Consider the following 20833-nt stretch of genomic DNA (forward strand, 5'->3'; position numbering starts at 1 on the left):
GAATTCCTATTCTAGCGTCCAGTCGATAGGGGTAGCTCCCTGACGAATCAGCGACTCATTGGCCCGGCTGAACGGACGCGACCCGAAGAACCCACGGGATGCCGACAGCGGTGACGGGTGCGGCGAACAGATGCAGTCCACGCCGGGGAGCCAACGCTGCAAACTCTGCGCGTCGCGTCCCCACAGAATGGCCACGAGAGGCTGATCACGGGCGACCAATGCTTTGATGGCATGCTCCGTGATTGCCTCCCAGCCCTTACCGCGGTGCGAGGCAGCAGCACCCGGACGTACGGTCAACACACGGTTGAACAGAGCTACGCCCTGCCTACTCCACGGAGTGAGGTCACCGTTGGAGGGAGTCGGGAGCCCCAGGTCGGAGGAATACTCCTTAAAAATATTCGCCAACGACCGCGGTACCGGCTTCACATCCGGCTGGACCGAGAAGCTAAGCCCCATCGCATGCCCCGGGGTCGGGTACGGGTCCTGACCGATAATGAGCACCTTGACCTCATCGAATGGATAAGTAAAGGCGCGCAGCACATCGGTGCCCGCGGGCAGGTAACCGTAGCCGGCCGCGTTCTCCTCGCGCAGGAACTGCCCCATCCGGTGGATGTCATCGGCCACTGGCTCCAGCGCCTTCTGCCACCCTTCTTCGACCGGCAACGGATCCATGTCATGCAGCCTTTCTTCTCAAAACCTCTTCGAACTCTTAAAAGGAAACCCAACCGGCATCGCGGGCAGGAGGTTTGCCGTCGATAAGCACCGAATCGAACTTTTCCTTCGACACCGTACCGATAGCGCGGAACCCCGTCGGAGGCTCCCCCGGCGTCGAACCGATCAGTGTGTGGTCCTCCCCGCCGGTGAGCACCCACTCCCACGGGTCGATGCCCAGGTATTCACCAGCGGCAATCTGCAACTCATCGGGCGCAATGGCACTGCTGTCAACTTCCAAAGTAACCCTGGAGGCCTGCGCAATAGCGCGGAGATCCACCACCAGTCCATCGGAATTGTCCGTCAGTGAACGCACACCTGTAGCTCGCGCCGTGGCACCCCTGCGGTATTCGAATTCGGGCGTACAGTGTGCTGCCACCAGCTGCGCAAACTCACTCGGAACCTTTGCCGGGCTTCCGCAGTGCTGAAGCAGCGCAAGGCCCGCAGCAGAGTAGCCGATGCGTCCCGACGCAATCACCGTATCCCCCGCGCGTGCTGCTGAGCGCAGCAGCGGCCGCCCAAGTCCACCGAGTTCGCCCATCGCACTGATGGAAATCACCAGAGAATCTCCGCTGACCATGTCACCACCGACGAGCTCCGCCGGACATTGCTTGCCTTCCTGCCACAACCCCTCGGCGATACCGGTGACCACACTCACCGGAGTATGCAACGGTGCTGAGATGGCGAAAAGCATGGCCGTTGGACGCGCACCCATCGATTCGATATCGGCGAAATTCTGTACTGCGGCCTTAGCTCCAACTTGCTGAGGTGTCGACCAGTCCAGGCGGAAATGGCGCCCTTCCACCAGCATGTCGGTGGAAGTGACAAAACGGGCGTTGGGGGTTGTCTGCGTCAAGACGGCGGCATCGTCGCCATTGCGTGCCGACGGGGCGATAGCCCGGATGGCCTCAATGACCCCAAACTCGCCAATATCGCCAATGGTCAATTCAGTCACAGTATCGAGTCACATTCCTAATAGTCGATGGTTAACCGTTAATAGCGGAACCCGTCTCGGTATTGCCCCCAACCAATTGGAGTTGGTACCGGACAACGTAGAATCAGGCCCATGGTAGACGCACCCCCATCGGGAGAAACAGTTCAGTCCAAGGGTAGCCGGACACGCGCGGGCATCGCACTCGCTATCGCCATTATCTCTATCCTCGGCATCATTTTTGCCGCAAAGATTTACCAGGATAATCAGGCGACAAAGCCAGTCGCGATTTCCAACCCGGAGCTTCCCGCCAATGACTCGCCCGAGTGTGCGGAACTGCTCGACCGACTGCCAGATCGCGCCGCAGGTCTGGTTCGCGCCGACATTGCAGAGCCGGCTCCAGAAGGTGCCGCTGTGTACCGAAACTTGGAACAAGACCGCATCACGCTGCGCTGTGGCGCGAACGTACCTAGCCAGTACAACGAACTGGGCAAGACCGAAGAGGTCAAGGGCATTTCGTGGCTGCGCGTTGTCGACAGTACCGACGAATCTTTGGCGACTTGGTTCACCGTCGGCCGTGAGCCAGTGGTTGCGATTACCGCCGAAGGAAATGCAAAGGCGGAGGACGCACTGCGTGATCTCGCCGAGGCGCTGCGCCCGGATTCCGAGTACAAGAACAAACCGGAGCGAGGCGGTGTCCCGCTGGCAGAATTGGCAGCTCCGGAAGCTGATAAGCGCTGTAGCGGCTTGGAGGCTGCCCTCCCCCGCGAGCTTGGCAACCGTCACCGTCTGAGCGCAGAGGAAATGCCGGCTGACATGCCGAAGGACATGGTCATTTGGGGCGGCACCCCAGCCGATCCGGTGGTGCTGCGCTGTGGTGTCGACGAGCCGGCTGGCTATAGCACCACCACGCAGCAGCTGACGCAGGTTGGCGACATTGTCTGGTTCAACGAACCAACGCTTTCCTCCGGTACCTCCGCCACCTGGTACGCCATGGGCCGGGAGCGCTTCGTCGCCGTTGAAATGCCGATGTCGGAGGCCAGCTCACTGATGCCGGTGCTCTCCTCGGTCATCGCTGACAACCTGGAGAACATCTCGCCGAGCGAAGAAAAGTAAGAACCAACTTCTATCGACGAGCTACCAGCGCCCGCTCAATCAGGGCGCTGAGCAGCTCCTCGTAGGCTACACCTGAGGCCGCAAACATCTGCGGGTACATCGAAATCGGGGTAAAGCCCGGCATGGTGTTGACCTCATTGATAATCGGGCCATTATCCGTGACAAAGAAGTCCACGCGAGTCAGACCATCAGAGCCCAGTGCCCTGAACGCCCGACGAGCATCCGTGTCCAGTGCCTTCAAAACATCCTCCGGCAGCTCAGCCGGGATCTGCGCCGAGACGACATCATCCAAGTACTTGGTCTCAAAACCGTAGAAGCCCTCGTCAGAGTCCTCCGTGCCACGCAGCAACGACGGAACTGATACCTGCAGGCTGCCGTCAGCACGCTGCAGCACACCAATCTCCACTTCGGCGCCGTCTACACCGGCCTCTACAATGACCTTCCAGTCGTGCTCTCGGGCCAGCTCTACCGCCGCATCCAGATTCGCCCAATCATCCACGCGGGAAATGCCAATCGACGATCCACCACGAGCAGGTTTAACGAACACCGGCAGGCCAAGGGGCTCCTTGTCCTCGTCGGAAAGCGACTCGCCGACATGCAAAACAACCTGCTTGCCGATAGGAAGCCCCGCTGCCTGCAAGAGATTCTTCGTGCGTTCCTTATCCATTCCCGCCGCGGAAGCGAGCACGCCCGGGCCGACATAAGCAATGCCGGAAAGCTCAAAGAGCCCCTGAATCGTGCCGTCCTCGCCGTGCGGACCGTGGAGGACCGGGAAGATGACGTCGACGGTGTCGAAAACCTCGCCGGCGCGATCACCGGTGACGAAGCGGAATTCACCGCGGCGTGACGGCGACGTGCTCAGCGCAACTTCCTCGCCCGGGATGACCTCCGGCATCGTACGCCCCTGCGTGCGCAGCGTATCCGTCTCACGCGTACCGACGGTCCAGACACCATCCTTGGTAATACCAATGGGAACCACTCGGAAGCGGTCCTCATCCAGGTGATCCATAATTGCGCCAGCCGAGACACAGGAGACGCTGTGCTCAGGGCTTGCGCCACCGTAGATGACGGCGACGGAAATGCGATCTGCAGACGAGCTATTCGACGAAGTCATGGTGACTTAGTTTAGCCCCGACCTCGTTGAAGTGGTTACTCCGACTTGCGGCTTCGCCCCATCAGCTTGCGAATTGTCTCATCGACCTTCGCGCCTTCGTGGCAGACGGCGTAAACGGCCTCAGTAATTGGCATTTCCACGCCATTGCGACGAGCGAGGTCACGGACCGAGATTGAAGAAATCACGCCCTCAGCAACCTGACCCCGCGTGGCGTGCTGCGCCTGCTCCATCGTGTCACCGCGACCGAGACGGTCACCGAAGGTGCGGTTACGCGACAGTGGCGAAGAACAGGTGGCCACCAAGTCACCGAGGCCCGCCAGCCCCGCGAAAGTCTTATCCTCTGCACCAACCGCGTCACCCAGACGAGTGATCTCGGCCAGCCCACGGGTGATGATGGTTGCCAACGTGTTCTCGCCCAATCCCTGACCAGCGGCCATACCGCAGGCCAGCGCAATGACGTTCTTGCAGGCACCGCCGATTTCGCAGCCGATCACATCGGTGTTGGTGTACGGGCGGAAGTAATTAGTGGCAACTGCCGCCTGAATCATCTTGGCATTGTTCTCATCAGCGCAAGCAATGACCGTTGCCGCTGGCTGCTCCATCGCAACCTCGCGGGCGAGGTTCGGGCCGGACAACACCGCAATACGCTCTGCTGGCAGGTCTGTGACCTCCGCAATGACCTCACTCATGCGCAGATGTGTCTCGCGCTCCACACCCTTGGCCAGGCTGAGCAGAATCGTCTCCGGCCCGATGAAGTCCTTCCAGACCTTGAGGTTGTCACGCAGAGTCTGCGAGGGCACGCCCAGCACCACCACATCCGCGCCCTTCAGCGCGGCCTCTGCATCCGAGGTGGCTTCGATGTTGCGCGGCAGCCCCAGACCAGGCAGGTAGTCGTGGTTTTCGCGGCTGATCTGAATACGCTGTGCCTGCTCCGCGCGTCGCGACCACAGCCGTACAGGATTGCCCGCATCAGCAAAAACCTTGGCGAGCGTCGTGCCCCACGAGCCCGCACCCATCACTGAAACCTGCACCATCGCCGCGACCTTCCTCCGTTAGTCTCTAATCTCCAACAAGTCTAGCGAGACGTTCTCACACTGCGATACTAAACTAGGTCGGCGACAAAGGATTGAAAGGGAATTCACGATGATGCACGAAGAGGACAAGGACCTCAAGGGCGATACCTCCGTGACCGGTCGCCTGCGCCAGATTCCAACGAAGCCAGGTCAGGATGTCACCAAGCCGACCTTCGCGGCCGGCGCGGTTCTATGGCGCGGCGATGTCCACAACCCTGAAATCTGCGTGATTCACCGTCCCTCCTACGACGACTGGTCGCTGCCGAAAGGCAAGCTCGACGCCGGTGAGAACCTCATTGCCACCGCCGTCCGCGAGATCTGGGAAGAAACAGGCTACCGAGTCCGGCTGGGCAAGCTCGTCGGCAGCGTCTCTTACCCTGTCGCCGGACGCACGAAGCTGGTCTGGTACTGGACCGCTGAGGTTCTCGACGGCGAATTCAAACAGAACTCCGAGGTCAACGAGCTTCGTTGGGTCTCCTGGGACGAAGCCGAGGAGCTGCTGTCCTACGACCTCGACCGCGACGTGCTGGTCAAGGCCCGCAAGCGCATGAACAAGGAACCGGACACCCGTCTCATTCTGGTTCGCCATGGGCGTGCGCACCGTCGCACCAACTGGAACGGCAATGATGCACTGCGGCCACTGGATAAGAAGGGACGTCGTCAAGCGGAACTGCTCGTCTCTGCCCTGGAAGGCTTCCGCCCCGAGCGGATCTACTCCGCCGAGCCCGTGCGTTGCCAGGACACCGTCGCGCCACTCGCCGCAGAGCTGGGCATGCAGGTCACAGTCGACGAACGGCTTGGCGACGAGCACTGGATTGCCAACCAGGTGGAGTCCAAGAAGGCCTTCGAGGACATTGTCGCGCTCGGCGGAGTCAGCGTGATCTGCTCTCAGGGCATCACCATCCCAGACCTACTTGCCGCCTGGTCCGCTGAGGGCACCCTGCCATTCGACGAGGAAATCTTGTGCAAGAAGGGCTCTGCCTGGGTGCTGGGCTTCAACGACGGTGTGATGACCACGGCTGATTACTACGCCTCGGCGCTGCCGGTGAAGTAGCCCCTACAACCTCGGATCCATCGGCTCTGACTCCAGCGCCAACACGCCGAAGACAGGGACGTGGATTCGATGCAGAGGCTCGCCCGCCGCTAGACGTTCCAGCGACTCAATGCCGAGGGCATACTCGCGCAGCGCCGATGACTGCTTGTGCTGCAGATTTCGCCGCTTCAACCGTTCTTGACGCTGCGGGTGCAGGTAGTCATGCCCATAAATCATGCGCAGATACTCCCGCCCCCCGCACCTTCATGCCGGGCTGCACCTGGCGGTCCACTGCCGCGTTTTCCATTGGCTTGACGACGGCCCCCTCCCCGCCCGACTCTGTCAGCTGCAACCACCACTGCGATGCGGCCTCTACCTGTTCCGGGTCACTGGGGTCGAGGACGAAGCAGCGCGTCTGCTGGTAGATCTCACTGTCAGCTGCTACCAGCTGGTTCGCGATATCCAAGTGCCATGAGTGCGGCTTGTGGTGCCAGGTGGCATCCTCACTTGCCAGCACTTGGAAGGGTGCGAACTGAATCTTGTTGTCGCTGTCGACATAGCGGTTGTAAGCAGCGCGGAACTTCTCGAGCTCGTCCAGAGTCTGTTCTGGAGCGGAACCGCCGACCTCTATTCCCCTGTCGGTTGCCGCCTGCAGAGCGGCCGCGAGCTGTTTGGCAGCACCAATACCGGCGGCAGCAGTGGGTGCATAGATGTCGTCGATAAGCCCTTGTGCCTTGAGATTCCAAGGCAATACTTCGCCGTCGAGCAGGACCCAGTCGCCGAATTGGTCGAAAAGCCCGGCGCGCTCTGCGGCCTTGGTCATTTCGTCGAGTGCTGGATTCTTACCGTCGAAGAAGGCGCGTCCGGTACGGGTATATGCGTAGGTGCTAGCACCGAAACGGGTCTTTGCCCCTGGCCGGATCAGGCAGAGCACGGCTCGGGAACCCATGTGCTTTTCCTGACAAATGACCTGGTCAGTGTGTTCAGCGTAGTAGCGGAATGCCTCCTCCGGGTGTTCCAGGAAGCCTTCCCGCTGTGAGGTCGGCGCCGGTGACATGGTCGGTGGCAGGTAAGGAATTCTCTCGGGCGCGAGCGTGAAACGGCTGATGGTTTCCAGCGCTGCAGCCGCGCGGTCACTATCAATGCGGATGCGTCCATGGCGCCCAGTCTGGATACCATCGACGTCTAACACGTCAGTGATACGCAGCTCGGACTCCGGTCGGTTGGTGGTCTTGTGGGATGGGGCCTCCCACCACGTCTGCTTTGCATCGACCTGCACGTTCTCTAGTTCGGGATAGCGCAGCGCAGAGAGCTTACCGCCGAATACGCAACCGGTGTCGATGCACATGGTGTTATTGACCCAGCGCAGACGGTCCGCTTCCATGTGGCCATAGACAACACGGGCGGCACCGCGGTAGTCCGCCGCCCAATCCAGACGTTCTGGCAGGCCATTTTCATCGAGCTTGCCAGTAGTCGCACCGTAAAGCGCGAACTCGCGGACTTTTCCAGAGGCCCTGCCATGGAGGTGCTCAGGCAGTCCCGCGTGGGCTACGACCAGGGCTCCGTCATCAAGCACGTAGTGCACAGGCAGGTGGTCGATGAAGTCGCGGACGTCTTTCCGGAACTCCTCACTTTCGCCTGCGAGCTGAGTGAGCGTTTCGGCCAGCCCGTGGCCCGTGGTGACGTTGTGGCCGTCGAGGGCGCGCACCAACTTAGAGTCGTGGTTTCCGGGCACGCAGAGAGCATTGCCGTCCGAGACCATCCCCATGACCAGCTTCAAGACGGCTGGGCTATTGGGGCCGCGGTCAACGAGGTCACCAACAAAAACTGCCGTACGGCCATCTGGGTGATGAGCATTGCTGCCATCCGCCGAGAGCTCGTAGCCGAGTTTCTCCAGCAGTGCGGTCAGCTCGTCGAAGCAACCGTGGACATCGCCGATGATGTCGAAAGGGCCGTGGAGATCGCTGCGATCGACCTTCAGCGGCACACGTTCAATGGTGACGTTGTCGATTTCCTCCGCGGAATTCAAGATAAAAACGTTGTGAATCTTCTCGCGCTTCAGGTGCTTGAGCCCTCGGCGCAGGTCACGGTGCTGACGCCCCAACACCTCCACTCCGAAGTTGCGGTCAGTGCGCTGCCTGTGCCGCTCCTTCACCTCCGCCAACGGAAGATTCAAAACGATAGCAGCACTCAACGCATGGTGTCTGCGCGCCAGCTTCACGAGCCGGGCGCGGTCCTGCGGTTTCACATTCGTCGCATCGACCACGGTGAGTAAGCCTGCTTCCAGGCGCTTGCCGACGATCGTCTCCAGCAGCTCAAAAGCAGGCGTCGTCGCCACCTGGTTATTCGGATCGTTGGAAACAATGCCGCGACAGGTATCCGAGGACACAACCTCAAACGGGCCGAAGTGCCGTGCCGCAAACGTCGACTTTCCAGCGCCAGAGACACCGATCAGCATGACCAAGCTGAGGTTAGGAAGCGAGATGGTACTCATAGTTAGCTCTCCTCTGCTGCGGTGAAGTCGTACGAAAAGACTGCCATTTGTGTTGGTTGGCCATAGGTTTCGTGCACGTCCCCAATACCGTCGAAGTCCACCAGATAACCGAATTTCTCGGCCACGCCCTTCGCCCACTGGCGAAACTCCGCGCGACTGAACTCGAAACGGTGATCCAGGTGTCGAAACTGCCCGGGCGCTAGGTTTGGATAGCACGCGTTGTAGTCGCTGTTCGGTGTGGTGACGATGACGTACTGCGGGCGTGCGAGCCCAAAGACGTTGTTCTCCAACGCGGGCAGCCGGTCGGCATCGATGTGCTCGATGACCTCCATCAGGATTGCCACGTCCATGTTCGCAATGCGCTCATCGGCATAGGTGACCGAGGATTGGAAAAGCTCAACCCGCGCGGCTTGGCGCTCCGGCATGCGATCTAGGTTGAGCGCCTTGTGCGCCTTACGAAGCTCCCCCACAGAAACATCGGTACCAACGATCTGCGCGATTCGCGGATTCTCCAGCATCGGCCCCAGCAACACGCCGGACCCACAGCCGATGTCCACAACGCTGCGCGGGCGCAGGCTAAATACCTCACGCAGGACCCGCTCTTGACGCTGTCGATTAAGTGGCTTGGCTGGCTGGTCACCGCTGAACAGTTCGATTGCAGCGGCTTCCCCAGCAAGCTTCACGACGGCCTCGTTGACCAGGCCTTCTTGATCCGCAAGATAGCGCCCCAGGATTCTCTCCCGCTGTGGGTGCTCCGGTAGCCAGTCCCGCGCACGCGCGGCGAGCTTGTCGATTTCCCGGTCATCGACCCAATAGTGTTTCCCACCGTCGAGGACGGGCAGCAGAATATACAGGTGATTGAGCAAATCGCGGACGGTTGCCCTACCCGAAAGCGTTACCGTCGGTGAGAACTTCTGGCCGGCAATATTGTTCGAAAAATCGCAGGCGACGTTCCACCCCAGCGGTTCGAACAGAGCCCGGATTTCTTCCTCGGTGCCGGGTACCGCGGCGACTGTCGCGGTGATGTCGCTCGGGGTTTCGTCGTAAGGCGAGGGCTTTTCCATGACCATCGCCGTGGAGAAGACGGACTTCAGCGCCACTGTCATAAGCGATGACGCGGCCCATTGCCGGTCATTGATGTAGCCGGTCAGATTGAACGTATCAGCGCGGTACTGCTTGAGTTTCAGCAGATCATCACGGTCAATATCAACCCAAAGGGCTGCCGTGCATTCGGCATCGGTAGCCGTGGGGAAAAAGACTCTGGCAACACCGAACTTTAACTCGGACTCATGCACGCGATCGGGATGCTTTCGCAAAATAAATCCCAAATCGCGTGCCGATTCAGCAGGCGAAGATTCACCGAGCCGAGAGTGTTTAGTGATTGCCAGATACATACGGCAAGTCTAACGCCTACATCGTCTTCGGCTTGTGGGCCGGACGACTCTTCTCGTAGGCCACAATGTCCGCTTCGTTGCGCAGGGTCAGGGAGACGTCGTCAAGCCCTTCCATCAGACGCCAGCGGGTGTAGTCGTCGACCTCGAATGGGAAGACCTGCTCGCCGGCCTCGACGGTGCGGGTCTCCAGGTTGACGGTGAGCTCCATGCCCGGGTTAGCTTCCAGCAGCTTCCACAGCAGCTCGACATCGGACTGCTGCATCTGTGCGGCGAGCAACCCCGCCTTGCCGGCGTTTCCGCGGAAGATGTCGGCGAAGCGGGAGGAGATGACGACGCGGAAGCCGTAGTCCATCAGTGCCCACACGGCGTGCTCGCGGGAGGAACCGGTTCCGAAGTCCGGCCCTGCTACGAGGATGGAGCCCTTGGCGTACTCCGGGCGGTTGAGCACAAAGTCGGACTCGTTGTTGCGCCAGTTGCTGAACAGGCCATCCTCGAATCCGGTGCGGGTGACGCGCTTTAGGTAGACGGCCGGGATGATCTGGTCGGTGTCGACGTTGGATCGCTGCAGGGGAACGCCGACGCCGGTGTGAGTATCAAACTTTTCCATGGTGAAAGGTCCTTAGAAGTTCTGCTTGGGTCTGTTGTACAAAGATCGGCGGTTAGAGTCAGTTAGAGATCAGCCGGTGCTGCGAAGTGACCGGCGACGGCAGTGGCTGCGGCGACAGCCGGGCTGACCAGGTGGGTACGACCACCCTTGCCCTGGCGGCCTTCGAAGTTGCGGTTGGAGGTCGAAGCGCAACGCTGGCCCGGGGTCAGCTGATCCGGGTTCATACCCAGGCACATGGAGCAGCCCGGCATGCGCCATTCAGCGCCTGCCTCTTCGAAGATCTTGCCCAGTCCCTCTTCTTCAGCCTGTGCGCGGACCTTTGCGGAGCCCGGCACGATGAGCATCTGGACGCCGTCGGCAACCTTGCGGTCCTTCAGTACGTCGGCGACGGCGCGCATGTCCTCGATGCGGCCGTTGGTGCAGGAACCTACGAAGACCACGTCGACCTTGACGTCGCGCATCGGGGTGCCCGGCTTCAGATCCATGTACTCCAGTGCACGCTCGGCGGCGATGCGGTCGGAGTCCTCGGCGATGAACTCCGGATTCGGCACGGTCTCACCCAGCGGCACTCCCTGGCCAGGGTTGGTACCCCAGGTAACGAATGGAGTCAACGCGGAACCATCGATTTCGACGACCTTGTCGAACTTCGCGTCCTCGTCAGTAACCAGGGACTTCCAGTATTCGACAGCCTCGTCCCACTGCTCGCCCTGCGGCGCGTGCGGGCGACCCTTCAGGTATTCGAAGGTGGTCTCGTCCGGAGCAATCATGCCAGCGCGGGCACCGGCTTCGATGGACATATTGCAGATGGTCATGCGGGCTTCCATCGACAGCTTCTCGATGGCCTCGCCGCGGTACTCAATGACGTGGCCCTGACCACCGCCGGTGCCAATCTTGGCGATAATCGCCAGAATCAGGTCCTTGGCGGTAACACCATCCTGCAGTTCGCCGGTGACATTGACCGCCATGGTCTTGAAAGGCTTCAGCGGCAGGGTCTGGGTAGCCAGAACGTGCTCAACCTCAGAGGTACCGATACCGAAGGCCATGGCGCCGAAAGCACCGTGAGTTGCGGTATGCGAGTCACCACAGACGACGGTGGTGCCCGGCTGAGTCAGGCCCAGCTGTGGGCCGACGACGTGCACGATACCCTGCTCGCGGTCGCCCATCGGATGCAGGCGGATACCGAACTCCTCGGCGTTCTTGCGCAGTGTGGCAATCTGGGTACGAGAGGTCGGTTCCTCAATCAGATTGATTTTGCCGCCGGCGACAGTGGTCGGAACGTTGTGGTCCTCGGTTGCGATGGTCAAATCCGGGCGGCGTACCTTGCGCCCTGCCAGACGGAGGCCATCAAAAGCCTGCGGCGAGGTAACCTCGTGGACGAGGTGCAGATCGATATAAATCAGATCTGGTTCGCCGTTGTCGCCTTGCTTGACTACGTGGTCACGCCAGACTTTCTCGGCCAGAGTCTTCGGGCTGGTGTCCGTGGTGCGCATAGTGGGTGAGCCGCCTTCCGGATATATCTCTTTTATCTCAAGGAATGAGATGTTAATATCATGGCATGGGACAGATTAGCACATCCGAGACGCCAGCTCTAAGTGGCATTAAGGTTCTCGACCGTTCGGTACTCATTCTCAAGTCTGTTGCAGAAACTCCACGCACCCTCGCCGAGCTCTGCGACGACACCGGCCTGCCCCGCGCCACCGCCCATCGGCTGGCCACGGCGTTGGAAGTACACCGCCTTGTCACCCGCACTCCGGACGGCCGCTGGACGACGGGCCCCGGCCTCACCGAGATCACGCCTGTCACAACCGACCTGCTTGCCGACGCCGCAGCGCACATCCTCCCGAAGCTAGTAGAGGTAACCGGAGAGTCCGTGCAGCTCTACCGTCTCACCGGCGACACCCGCACTTGTATTGCCTCCATGGAGCCCGCCACCGGCCTGCGTAACACCGTGCCAGTTGGCTCTCGCATGCCGCTAACCGCGGGTTCCGCTGCACGTGTTCTGCTGGCTTTTGGCCCGGCCAATCTCGCTGAGCGCATGCTGCCCGATGCCGACTTCAACGAACAGGACCTCGACGACTGCCGACGTCTCGGCTGGTCCGAGTCCATGGGCGAGCGCGACCCCGCACTCGCCTCTGTCTCCGCCCCGGTTTTCGACGGCAACCACCGCATGATTGCAGTCCTATCCGTCTCCGGCCCCGTGGAGCGCATGACTCCGTCGCCCTATGAATGCTGGGGCGCAAAGGTTCTCGCCGCCGCTGAGGAGATGAGCTCCCGACTGTAATGCCCGCTTACCGTCACCTTGTCCTACTTCTGTCCATGTTCGCGGCGGTCGGTTCGTCCGTCGTTCACATGGGTGTGCCTTTTCTCATCCCATCCCTGCAGGAAAACGGTTTAAGCCTCTCCGCCGCCGGTCTCGTCGCAGCAATGCCGGCGGCCGGTATTGTTTTCACACTCATCGCCTGGGGCTGGTTTGTCGACCGCTACGGCGAACGCGCGGCTCTGTTCGCAGGCCTTACTTCTACCGCCTTGACGACGGGGCTTGCGGCGCTGGCTTCGTCGTCAAGCCCGGCCCTGCTCGGGGCCGCGCTCTTCCTCGCCGGATGTGCGGCGGCGAGCGTGAATTCTGCATCCGGCCGCGTGGTGTCGGGCTGGTATCCGCCGCATCAACGCGGTACTGCGATGGGCATTCGCCAAATGGCGCAACCCCTCGGCGCGGCTTTGTCCGCAGTGACCATGCACCCGCTGGCGCAGAACTACAGCATCGGAGTCGCACTCGCGATGCCCGCAATCCTGTGCGCCGTGCTGGCGTTGCTTGTACTGATAGGCGTGAAGAATCCCCCTCGCCCTGATGCCTCGAACCCCACCGTCACGGCCAGCCCCTACCGGGACGGCAAGTACCTCGTGCGCATCCACATCGCCTCGGCGCTGCTGTCCTGGCCGCAGTCGATGATGGGTGCCTACATTCTGGTGTGGTTGCTGTCTGTGGGGTACTCCGATGGCACGGCGGGCACAATTGTGATGGTCTCGCAGCTGCTCGGTGCCGGATCGCGAGCACTGATGGGTGTGGTCTCTGACCGAGTGCGATCTCGCATCCGCCCCTACCGCTGGGTCTCGGGTGCGACCTTTGTTTTGGCTGTCGCAATGATGATTGCCAGCTGGGCTGATTGGCGCACGCTTGGAACTTTGCTGGTCTGCGCACTGGCCGTTGCTGTGGTCAGCCCGAATGGACTCGCCTTCACCGCAGTTGCTGAATACGCAGGCCCCTTCTGGTCCGGACGCGCTATGGGTACGCAGAACACGTTCCAGAACATTATCTACGCTGCAACGCCTCCGGTTTCGGGTGCGATTGTGGCCGCTGCGGGCTTCCCCGCGCTGTTTGCCGTCACGGCTCTGTTCCCCGCCGCCGCGCTGGGTATTGCGCCACGAGAAGACCAGAACCGCAACGGGCGGGTGCGGGTCGAGCTTGACTAGCTAGCTCCGCGCCCACCAAACAAATCGAGCCACGCACGCGCACCAGTGCACAGCCAGCAAACACAGCAGCCCAGCGCTGGCCACGTATAGCCACTGCACGCCGGTAATGTCACCCAGGCTGTGCGTACCAAGACTCAGAGTGCCCACGGGGAAGGTTGCACCCCACCAACCAGGGCTGTATCCGGCCCAACTGATTACGGCGCGGGTGAATCGTCGTAAAGCGATGGCGGCGAGGAAGACACCGACAATGAGCACAGCGGTGCCGTAAGCGACAGCGGAGGTTCGGTTGAAAAGCAGCTGCGCAGCGGCCGTGGACTGACCGACCAGCCCGAGCGGAATCCAGGCAGTACCGGCGATGGAATCGGGGATGCGCATGGCGCCAGAGAACAGCGCGACGTAGCAGCGTACGAAAACCGGCAGAACCGTAATCAGCGCCATCCAAAAGAGTATTTGTGCGCAGACGTGATAGAACGTGCCGTAGTCAACGCTCAGCTGTGCGCCACTTGTCGCCGCCACCATCGGGGCGACTAGCGCGAGGCCCCACTGAAAAGTTGGTTCGCCTTCGAATCCTCGCAGTTGGCGAAGGCTGACGTAGATTGCCAGCGGCGCACCGATCCACCAGGACATCAGCTGCCACGATGAGTTACTAGCTAGCGCAGTCGCAGCACTACCGAGAGCCATGATGCCCATCGAGAGCATGCCCCACGGCGCCATCAGCTTCGAGTGGAAAGGCGGGTTTCGAAGGCGCAGCCAGCCGACCACCATAAAGCCGAGAATGCCCACCGCCATGACTAGAAGAAGCTCCGGAATCACCGGCACCTCATGGATGTGCGCAAGTGTGGCGAAGATGGACGTACCCATCAGAGATCCTGCCCACGCGGGCCCGGCGGGTGCCAGCACATCACGGCGAGAAGAGTTGGTCATGCTCATACCGTATTTGTTCTTGCCACAGCTACAGCTATCACCAAACTCTGTGAGGGGTACCATAAATGCATGTACCCCTCCGCTGTGGCCGAACTCGAAGCACTTCTCACCGCCGCCCGTGCAGGCTCGATCTCCAAGGCCGCGCGTGAGCTAGGCATCAATCAGCAGACCATGTCCGCACGCATCGCGCGGGCGGAAAAAGCGCTGGGAATCACCGTCTTCGAACGCTCCCCCTACGGCGTATCTCCCACGGAAAACGGGCAAGTGCTTATCGACGCACTCCCAGACCTCCTCGCCGCCTGCCACAGGTTTTCGGGCATTGCCGCCAGCTTGCGTTCCGACGATGTTCCCCGCCACCTCACCCTTGCGGTGTCCAATACTGTCGCTGAGCTCTACTACCCCGGCTGGGCCGCCGAGTTCCACCGGCAACATCCCGCAGTCAAACTGTCAATGGTGCAGGCAAACTCCCGTGAGGTGCGGCAACTAGTGGCCAACAGTGCGGTGGACTTCGGCCTGGTAGAGGGCGAGGCTGGTCGACACGACCTCGAAGAGCGGATCATCGGCACCGATGAGCTGGTCCTCGCTGTGCCGACGGGGCATCCGTGGACTGAGCGGGCCGAGATATTCATCGAGGAACTGCGCACTACCCCGCTGGTTATTCGCGAACCCGGTTCCGGCAGTAGAAAGGTCGTGGAAGATACACTGGGGAATCTCGCCGAACCCGCGGGAGAATTTGGTTCCCTTTCGGCACAGCGTGCTGGCATGATTGCGCTGGCAGCGCCAACAATCATCGCCCGCGGCGCAATTCGCGATCAGGTAACGCTCGGGCGCATCGTCATCGTCCCCACCCGCACCCGTTTTACTCGCAATCTCAGCGTAGTTATGCGTCGCGGCAGTGAAGCTAGTGGGGACATTTCGGAATTTATCCGCATTGCAAGTCCTATACTTAGCAAGCATGAGCAATCCCAATGATGAACTCTTTTCCTCTGACCGCTATGATGCCGGCATCCAAATTCGCCGCGAGGTGATGGGCGACGAATTCGTCGATGCCGCCCTCTCTCGCAACGCCGGCTCCGACGGAGAGACCCTGCAGAAGCACATCACCGCCACCGTCTGGGGCTCCGTCTGGAGCCGTGAAGGACTGGCCAAGCGTGATCGCTCCCTGCTCAACATTGGAATGCTCGTCGCTCTGCGCGCCACCGAAGAATTGCGCGGCCACATCAAGGGTGCCCTCGCCAACGGCCTGACCCGCACCGAGATCACCGAAGCCATCGTCCACGCTTCCGGCTACTGCGGCGCACCGGCCGCACTGTCCGCGATGAAGGTCGCGCAGGAAGTGCTCGTTGCTGAGCTCGGACCGCTTGACGACGACGATCGGTAGGTAGCCCACGGGCTCGCAGGCCCCGGTCGCCGCGTAAGCACATCAGTGATGCGGCGCAGCAGCCACGACAGCGGCAGGGCAAAGGCAGCGGTGACGATTGCCACTGCCAACATCGAGCCTTGGAAGGTCTGATAGCCCATCAACGTCATCACCCAGTCCATGACCAGCACGTGGACGAGGAAGAACTCGTATGAGACCTCTCCCAACCAAATCATGGCTGGATGACGAAGCCACCTGACCTCCGTACCCAGCGCAATCGGGGCCACGAATGCACCAGCGGACAGGCCATACAGCGTGGTCTTCCACAACGCCTGGTCGACATCATCCGGCACCAAGGTTGCTGGCCCCACGTGGGTGGTTGTGGATAGGAAAAACAGGACTAGCGCTATCAGCCAGCTGGCCGCCAAATTGACGCGCCAGCCAACTTTTCGCCCGTAGGCCAGCAGCATACCGATGGCGAACCAGTCGAAATACGCCATCGGCCACAGCCGTGCCACTACCGGCAGCAGCTCTTCTTGATGCGACAGCACAGTCCAGACCGGGCCAATGAGACCAAAACCAATAATGATGGCCAACGTTGGGCCAGGTCGCAGGCGCCCCTTAGTAATCGTCCAGATGCCAAGTCCCACCAGTGGCAACACCAGGTAGAAGCCGACTTCCACCACCATCGACCACATCTGCGGCAAGCCCGGGTGGATCCAGCCGAATTGGAGCGTCTGAGTAAAAGACATCGACCGCAGCCAGCCCTGCAAACCCCCACCCGATGGTGGCGGGTCATCTGCGGCATGAATGAGGAATGCCGCAGTAACCACAATCCAGTAGGCCGGCAGAACTCTCTTCGCGCGACTGGTGAAGTACTTCCGCAAGTCCGGTCGATTCGCAGGGACGTCGTCAGGCGAACCGAGCCAACGCCCTGTGAGCAGAAACGCACTGAGCACGAAGAAGATGGTGACGCCAATTTCGAATCGACCGTTGAGACGCCCCCCACCAATCGTCCGTGTAATGTCCAGTCCAGAACGCGGCATGCGTAAGCAGGACACCGAACGCACCGATGGCTCGAATGCTGGTCAGCTCCGGAACGTAGGAGGACTTGGCCGAATTCATGCCAATATTTTATGACTGCAAACTACTTGGCGTGCTCGTTTTGGCACAAGCCCGGTCTACAAAATCTTGCTACCTCAGTACACACCCCGGAAACTGTTCTGTGACCAGCGAGGTTCAAATATTGATGCGGAAGGTCTGGTTCCCCTACCGTGCTCAGCAATCCTATCCAGCTAGCGGGGGCATTGTCCCAATCGCGAGTTGGAAATAAAAGTCGAAGTGCTTCTGCTTCTCGTAGAAGCGGAGGAAACACTCATGCTGAAAGCGGGTTACTTTTTGGGTATCCGTATGTCTATATACGGTAACGGGAATTGGGTTCTTGCCGTTTTTAAGACAGATCTAGACGATCATCATGTGAAGAAAGATTATGGTTTTTCCCATATTTTCTCTCGATAAGAACCATCGCTTCGAGAATTTTTACGATAACTCTATTAGTCGAGATGGAAGCGCATTTTTCTTCAGCTCGTCTTAGCTCTGGAAGGGTAGACTTTATCCATACTTTTGCTGCTGGAGCATTGTCTATCTCTTCTTCACGGAGAACTGACTCCAGGATGTCAATGACATCGTGGAGCGACAAGTCCGTTTCAGGAGGAAATTTTGCCATTGCATCTCTCCAGAGTTCGTGTTTCTTTAATGGTGAACCTAGTTGAGGGAAAAGCATGAAGAGAATAGCAGTTGCATCTATCGCTTCCTTTTTTCGCTGTGTTTTGGCCTAAGCGGAGTTGCTGCGGCATCGCCTTCTGCCGAAACAGCAAATGGCATGGCTGCCACTACTCTAGCCGGGAATGACCTATACGGAAGAGTAATCAGTGTGCACTTATCAGCGAACGACTGTGAGACGGCTAAGTTTCGGTACTGGCTTGTAACCGATGCATTTGGCTCAGTTACGTGCATCCCAGACCCTAATAACGATGGAGATTGGTTACTCATCACTACGTAAGCACGTTATACGCGTTATACGCGAGATTCTTCACTCGCGTATCTATGAACTGTGCCAACGAAGTACCCAGTTTCCTGTGCTATCGCTCGGATGGTTAGGCTCCTGGCACGTAGCTCGCGTACGCGTTGGCGTTTTTCAACTGCTCGAGCGAGATAGCTCGCTCTTGGCTCGCTTGTACAATTAGAAATTGCACGGGTAAATACTCCGGTTTTTCAGCAAGTTCCCGAACTGACCACCCCTTTCGTGGATAACCCGGATATCTATTTCTTGGATCCCTACTCATGGCCAGCCTCAATCCATTTGTCGGTTTCAGCTCTTCTTCCTTGACGTTTGCTACGAGATTCTCTCCCTCGTGCGCTTTGGATGGTGCTAAAGGTTTCTTCGTAGATTGCTGAGCCGTCTGCTCACATGCGTGAGCGGTTGACGATCCATCAGTGGATAGATCGGGCAATCTGGTCGACTTCGCGTGTGGAAAGTGGTCCGCTGAAGAGTTCTGGTTCATGGATTGCGCTGCGGTTTGGATAGCGAGACCAAGCCCATCGGGGTCGCCGAGGTGGTGGCGGATTTCGAGATAGGCTCAGGTGCGTGCTGATTCGAATAGTGCGCAGTTGCGGCCTAGCCCGACCAGATTTTGCAGCGGGTTTTCTTCCAGGACTTCGGTGGCATGAAGCCGGTTTCGGTCAGCCAGAAGGCTAGTTCATCAAGTGTGTAGAGTTCGACAGCGCTCAGAATATACTGCGCAAATGCGTGCACCGGCTGCAATCTCAGAGTCGAAGGTCGGACAAGAAGTACTCCTCGCTGAGCTCAGCTCATTTGAAGACAGCAATGAGTAGTGAGTCCACGGACTCGTAAGTTGACCTTCACATGCACGGTGCTACAGAAAAATCATCCGTGAAATTCACCGTCGGGGAACGCGTCAGCCCACGTGCTTTCATCCCTGCCAAGCGCATCAATAATCTTTTCAATGAGCCCGGCATGAGCCTTGATGTCGAGCGCAGGTGGATCCGGCATCGTAATACAGTCTCTCGGATTGAACGTATCGAGATACTTCTCAGCCCACGAGATCCACGGGCTGTCAGGCTCAATTCGCTTCACATATTCGAGATAGGAACACACCGCTTCAAACTTTTTTAACTCCTGAGAGCGCTGATACAACGCGTTGAAATAGAAATCCTTCGCGACAGTCTTCGCAGCGATTGGCTTAGCGAACTCATATTGCTTCGCTCGGAGCGCCCTCTCTCTGCCCGCAATCTCATAATCTGTCTTCTTCCAGAATTCTCGAATTTGATGCCACTTGAAATAGGCCTCAATGCCGTCGGCAAACGCTTCTGAGTTCTTCTTCGAATCACGAGCGGACATCCCTCGAAATTCAAGGACAAGTTGACCATTCGGGATTTTTTCCCAGAAGCGCCTCATCTTTTCGCCCTCGTGCCAACGGTTGTGATAATCGATTTCATCTTGTGTTGGCTCACGCTGCACACGGTTATATCTCTCGCGGAACTTGAGATCTTGAAGATCGAAATCAAAGCCGAGCTTAACTGCACGAAGCACTTTCTCTTTAGACCATGAGTCGTACCAAGTCTCTAGTTCTATCCGTCCACCGTTCAGTTCAATCTCTGTGAAGAGCACATGCAAAACTCGCTTAATCCGCAATTGCACATCGGAACTAAACTGCCTCTTGTAGTATCCAAACGCTTCGACAGCTTTCTTATTGTATTTCGCCACGCGTTTATCGCCACGTAAAATCTCCCTCCACCCAACCAGTTTCATTGGCTCAATAGAGATAACAGCGGCCTTGAATCGGGGCTTCTCCTGGCCATATACGTAGGTACTTCCTGCGTAGTCAAAAACGTGGCCATCTTCCAACCAAGACCTATCACGGGATAGTTTCGCCGCCGCCGGTAACCAGAAGTCGCGAATCTCACCGGCCGAGGCCACGATTGTGAAAACGTCGAGGTCTGACTCTCCAATACCATGGCGTATTCGAGCCATGTAAGGAGTTAAATCAACTTCAGGCTCGTCGGGTTTTGGCGTTGGTTTTGGTTTTCTCAATGTGGAGGGTACCGGTGGCTCCTTCGCCGCCGTGTTCTTCCGCCGCTTCTTATTGACTACAAGCGCTTCGGTACCGGCGTAAACCCTCTCACCACGTTTTGTAGCTACAGCCTTCCACTTATCACCGTGACCTGAAATCTTGACTAACTTGTGCCCCTCTAGCATGCGCGCTGTATTCTTATAAAATTCATGCGGAGGGTCACCGGCGCAACCATCCACGATCCATCCAAGAATCTTCTTCTGTCTGCTGGTTAGCTCTTTCGCAGCCATACCTCTATTGTCACCCACCCCAATAGCAGCGAAAAAGAGTTTCTTGCTGCTAACCCTGTAATTGTCATGGAATAGGGTTGAAGGACATTTGAAAAGGCAAAATCCCGATTCGCATTCAGCCGAATCGGGATCCCGTGTCGCAAATTCCGTTTTCATGAACTGTCTAGGTCAGAAAAGCGAAACTGCCACTTTGTACCCCGTACGGGATTTGAACCCGTGTT

The 20833-nt window shown here is 59.0% G+C and carries 17 protein-coding genes and 1 pseudogene; 6 read left to right on the forward strand and 12 right to left on the reverse strand.

The window, feature by feature from the left end; all coding sequences use genetic code 11:
* Nucleotides 1-6: 6 nt before the first annotated feature.
* Together HMPREF2681_RS07970 and HMPREF2681_RS07975 are read right to left on the reverse strand one after the other, a co-directional pair.
* Nucleotides 7-672, reverse strand: a complete 666-nt coding sequence (locus HMPREF2681_RS07970) for a uracil-DNA glycosylase (RefSeq protein ID WP_048735462.1) — start codon at nt 670-672, stop codon at nt 7-9.
* 37 nt (nt 673-709) lie between these two features.
* Nucleotides 710-1666, reverse strand: a complete 957-nt coding sequence (locus tag HMPREF2681_RS07975) for a thiamine-phosphate kinase (RefSeq protein WP_049171566.1) — start codon at nt 1664-1666, stop codon at nt 710-712.
* Between the two features lie 111 nt (nt 1667-1777).
* On the opposite strand from HMPREF2681_RS07975, the gene HMPREF2681_RS07980 reads away from it, so the two are divergent.
* Nucleotides 1778-2758, forward strand: a complete 981-nt coding sequence (locus HMPREF2681_RS07980) for a DUF3515 domain-containing protein (RefSeq protein ID WP_070439664.1) — start codon at nt 1778-1780, stop codon at nt 2756-2758.
* Nucleotides 2759-2768: 10 nt separating this feature from the next.
* Here the strand turns inward: HMPREF2681_RS07980 and HMPREF2681_RS07985 are convergent, their stop codons facing one another.
* Together HMPREF2681_RS07985 and HMPREF2681_RS07990 are read right to left on the reverse strand one after the other, a co-directional pair.
* Nucleotides 2769-3872 carry a D-alanine--D-alanine ligase family protein gene (locus tag HMPREF2681_RS07985; protein WP_070439666.1) on the reverse strand — a complete coding sequence of 368 codons (1104 nt, stop codon included), beginning with the start codon at nt 3870-3872 and terminating at the stop codon, nt 2769-2771.
* 35 nt (nt 3873-3907) lie between these two features.
* A complete protein-coding gene (locus HMPREF2681_RS07990) occupies nt 3908-4906 on the reverse strand; it encodes an NAD(P)H-dependent glycerol-3-phosphate dehydrogenase (protein ID WP_016422532.1) in 999 nt (332 codons plus the stop codon).
* Nucleotides 4907-5018: 112 nt separating this feature from the next.
* On the opposite strand from HMPREF2681_RS07990, the gene HMPREF2681_RS07995 reads away from it, so the two are divergent.
* Nucleotides 5019-5999 carry an NUDIX hydrolase gene (locus HMPREF2681_RS07995; RefSeq protein WP_210384531.1) on the forward strand — a complete coding sequence of 327 codons (981 nt, stop codon included), beginning with the start codon at nt 5019-5021 and terminating at the stop codon, nt 5997-5999.
* 3 nt (nt 6000-6002) lie between these two features.
* On the opposite strand, the pseudogene HMPREF2681_RS08000 reads toward HMPREF2681_RS07995, so the two are convergent.
* From HMPREF2681_RS08000 to leuC, 4 genes and pseudogenes are all read right to left on the reverse strand, one after another.
* Nucleotides 6003-8472, reverse strand: a pseudogene (locus HMPREF2681_RS08000) (polynucleotide kinase-phosphatase).
* 2 nt (nt 8473-8474) lie between these two features.
* Entirely contained in the window at nt 8475-9866 is a 1392-nt protein-coding gene (locus HMPREF2681_RS08005) for a 3' terminal RNA ribose 2'-O-methyltransferase Hen1 (protein ID WP_070546704.1), read from the reverse strand.
* A gap of 16 nt (nt 9867-9882) precedes the next feature.
* Nucleotides 9883-10473, reverse strand: coding sequence for a 3-isopropylmalate dehydratase small subunit (gene leuD, locus HMPREF2681_RS08010; RefSeq protein ID WP_038628602.1), 591 nt, complete (start codon nt 10471-10473; stop codon nt 9883-9885).
* Between the two features lie 62 nt (nt 10474-10535).
* Nucleotides 10536-11963: a 3-isopropylmalate dehydratase large subunit gene (gene leuC / locus HMPREF2681_RS08015; protein ID WP_070546705.1), complete on the reverse strand. Its 1428-nt coding sequence runs from the start codon at nt 11961-11963 to the stop codon at nt 10536-10538.
* A 65-nt stretch (nt 11964-12028) separates the two neighbouring features.
* On the opposite strand from leuC, the gene HMPREF2681_RS08020 reads away from it, so the two are divergent.
* Both HMPREF2681_RS08020 and HMPREF2681_RS08025 read left to right on the forward strand, forming a co-directional pair.
* Nucleotides 12029-12754, forward strand: a complete 726-nt coding sequence (locus tag HMPREF2681_RS08020) for an IclR family transcriptional regulator (RefSeq protein ID WP_016422526.1) — start codon at nt 12029-12031, stop codon at nt 12752-12754.
* Nucleotides 12754-13944 carry an MFS transporter gene (locus tag HMPREF2681_RS08025; protein WP_070546707.1) on the forward strand — a complete coding sequence of 397 codons (1191 nt, stop codon included), beginning with the start codon at nt 12754-12756 and terminating at the stop codon, nt 13942-13944. Before HMPREF2681_RS08020 ends, HMPREF2681_RS08025 begins: the two co-directional genes overlap by 1 nt.
* Here HMPREF2681_RS08025 and HMPREF2681_RS08030 read toward each other — a convergent pair whose 3' ends face one another.
* Nucleotides 13945-14868 (reverse strand): TDT family transporter, encoded by a 924-nt coding sequence (locus HMPREF2681_RS08030; RefSeq protein ID WP_224433164.1) that lies wholly within the window; start codon nt 14866-14868, stop codon nt 13945-13947. It lies immediately after the preceding gene.
* 69 nt (nt 14869-14937) lie between these two features.
* Here HMPREF2681_RS08030 and HMPREF2681_RS08035 point away from each other — a divergent pair, with 69 nt between their 5' ends.
* Together HMPREF2681_RS08035 and HMPREF2681_RS08040 are read left to right on the forward strand one after the other, a co-directional pair.
* A complete protein-coding gene (locus HMPREF2681_RS08035; protein WP_070546711.1) occupies nt 14938-15840 on the forward strand; it encodes a LysR family transcriptional regulator in 903 nt (300 codons plus the stop codon).
* Nucleotides 15824-16249, forward strand: a complete 426-nt coding sequence (locus tag HMPREF2681_RS08040; protein ID WP_070546713.1) for a carboxymuconolactone decarboxylase family protein — start codon at nt 15824-15826, stop codon at nt 16247-16249. Before HMPREF2681_RS08035 ends, HMPREF2681_RS08040 begins: the two co-directional genes overlap by 17 nt.
* Here HMPREF2681_RS08040 and HMPREF2681_RS08045 read toward each other — a convergent pair.
* The 3 genes from HMPREF2681_RS08045 to HMPREF2681_RS08050 form a co-directional block, all read right to left on the reverse strand.
* The gene (locus tag HMPREF2681_RS08045; RefSeq protein ID WP_224784311.1) at nt 16156-17274 is read right to left on the reverse strand and encodes an acyltransferase family protein; all 1119 of its coding nucleotides are present in this window, start codon (nt 17272-17274) and stop codon (nt 16156-16158) included. The genes HMPREF2681_RS08040 and HMPREF2681_RS08045 overlap by 94 nt on opposite strands.
* A 404-nt stretch (nt 17275-17678) precedes the next feature.
* A complete protein-coding gene (locus tag HMPREF2681_RS11065) occupies nt 17679-18011 on the reverse strand; it encodes a hypothetical protein (RefSeq protein WP_126107984.1) in 333 nt (110 codons plus the stop codon).
* 1164 nt (nt 18012-19175) lie between these two features.
* A complete protein-coding gene (locus HMPREF2681_RS08050) occupies nt 19176-20612 on the reverse strand; it encodes a hypothetical protein (protein WP_049171601.1) in 1437 nt (478 codons plus the stop codon).
* Between the last annotated feature and the right edge of the window lie 221 nt (nt 20613-20833).

It is taken from the genome of Corynebacterium sp. HMSC064H12 (assembly GCF_001809925.1).
In the GTDB taxonomy this organism is placed as follows: Bacteria; Actinomycetota; Actinomycetes; order Mycobacteriales; family Mycobacteriaceae; genus Corynebacterium; species Corynebacterium jeikeium_D.

Coding starts and splice junctions, on each gene's coding strand:
- leuC (WP_070546705.1), bottom strand. CDS start 11,963: ATGCGCACCACGGACACCAGCCCGAAGACTCTGGCCGAGAAAGTCTGG.
- HMPREF2681_RS08030 (WP_224433164.1), bottom strand. CDS start 14,868: ATGACCAACTCTTCTCGCCGTGATGTGCTGGCACCCGCCGGGCCCGCG.
- HMPREF2681_RS08040 (WP_070546713.1), top strand. CDS start 15,824: ATGAGCAATCCCAATGATGAACTCTTTTCCTCTGACCGCTATGATGCC.
- HMPREF2681_RS08025 (WP_070546707.1), top strand. CDS start 12,754: ATGCCCGCTTACCGTCACCTTGTCCTACTTCTGTCCATGTTCGCGGCG.
- leuD (WP_038628602.1), bottom strand. CDS start 10,473: ATGGAAAAGTTTGATACTCACACCGGCGTCGGCGTTCCCCTGCAGCGA.
- HMPREF2681_RS07995 (WP_210384531.1), top strand. CDS start 5,019: ATGCACGAAGAGGACAAGGACCTCAAGGGCGATACCTCCGTGACCGGT.
- HMPREF2681_RS08005 (WP_070546704.1), bottom strand. CDS start 9,866: ATGTATCTGGCAATCACTAAACACTCTCGGCTCGGTGAATCTTCGCCT.
- HMPREF2681_RS08050 (WP_049171601.1), bottom strand. CDS start 20,612: ATGGCTGCGAAAGAGCTAACCAGCAGACAGAAGAAGATTCTTGGATGG.
- HMPREF2681_RS11065 (WP_126107984.1), bottom strand. CDS start 18,011: ATGCTTTTCCCTCAACTAGGTTCACCATTAAAGAAACACGAACTCTGG.
- HMPREF2681_RS08035 (WP_070546711.1), top strand. CDS start 14,938: ATGTACCCCTCCGCTGTGGCCGAACTCGAAGCACTTCTCACCGCCGCC.
- HMPREF2681_RS07985 (WP_070439666.1), bottom strand. CDS start 3,872: ATGACTTCGTCGAATAGCTCGTCTGCAGATCGCATTTCCGTCGCCGTC.
- HMPREF2681_RS08020 (WP_016422526.1), top strand. CDS start 12,029: ATGGGACAGATTAGCACATCCGAGACGCCAGCTCTAAGTGGCATTAAG.
- HMPREF2681_RS07990 (WP_016422532.1), bottom strand. CDS start 4,906: ATGGTGCAGGTTTCAGTGATGGGTGCGGGCTCGTGGGGCACGACGCTC.
- HMPREF2681_RS07980 (WP_070439664.1), top strand. CDS start 1,778: ATGGTAGACGCACCCCCATCGGGAGAAACAGTTCAGTCCAAGGGTAGC.
- HMPREF2681_RS07970 (WP_048735462.1), bottom strand. CDS start 672: ATGGATCCGTTGCCGGTCGAAGAAGGGTGGCAGAAGGCGCTGGAGCCA.
- HMPREF2681_RS08045 (WP_224784311.1), bottom strand. CDS start 17,274: ATGCCGCGTTCTGGACTGGACATTACACGGACGATTGGTGGGGGGCGT.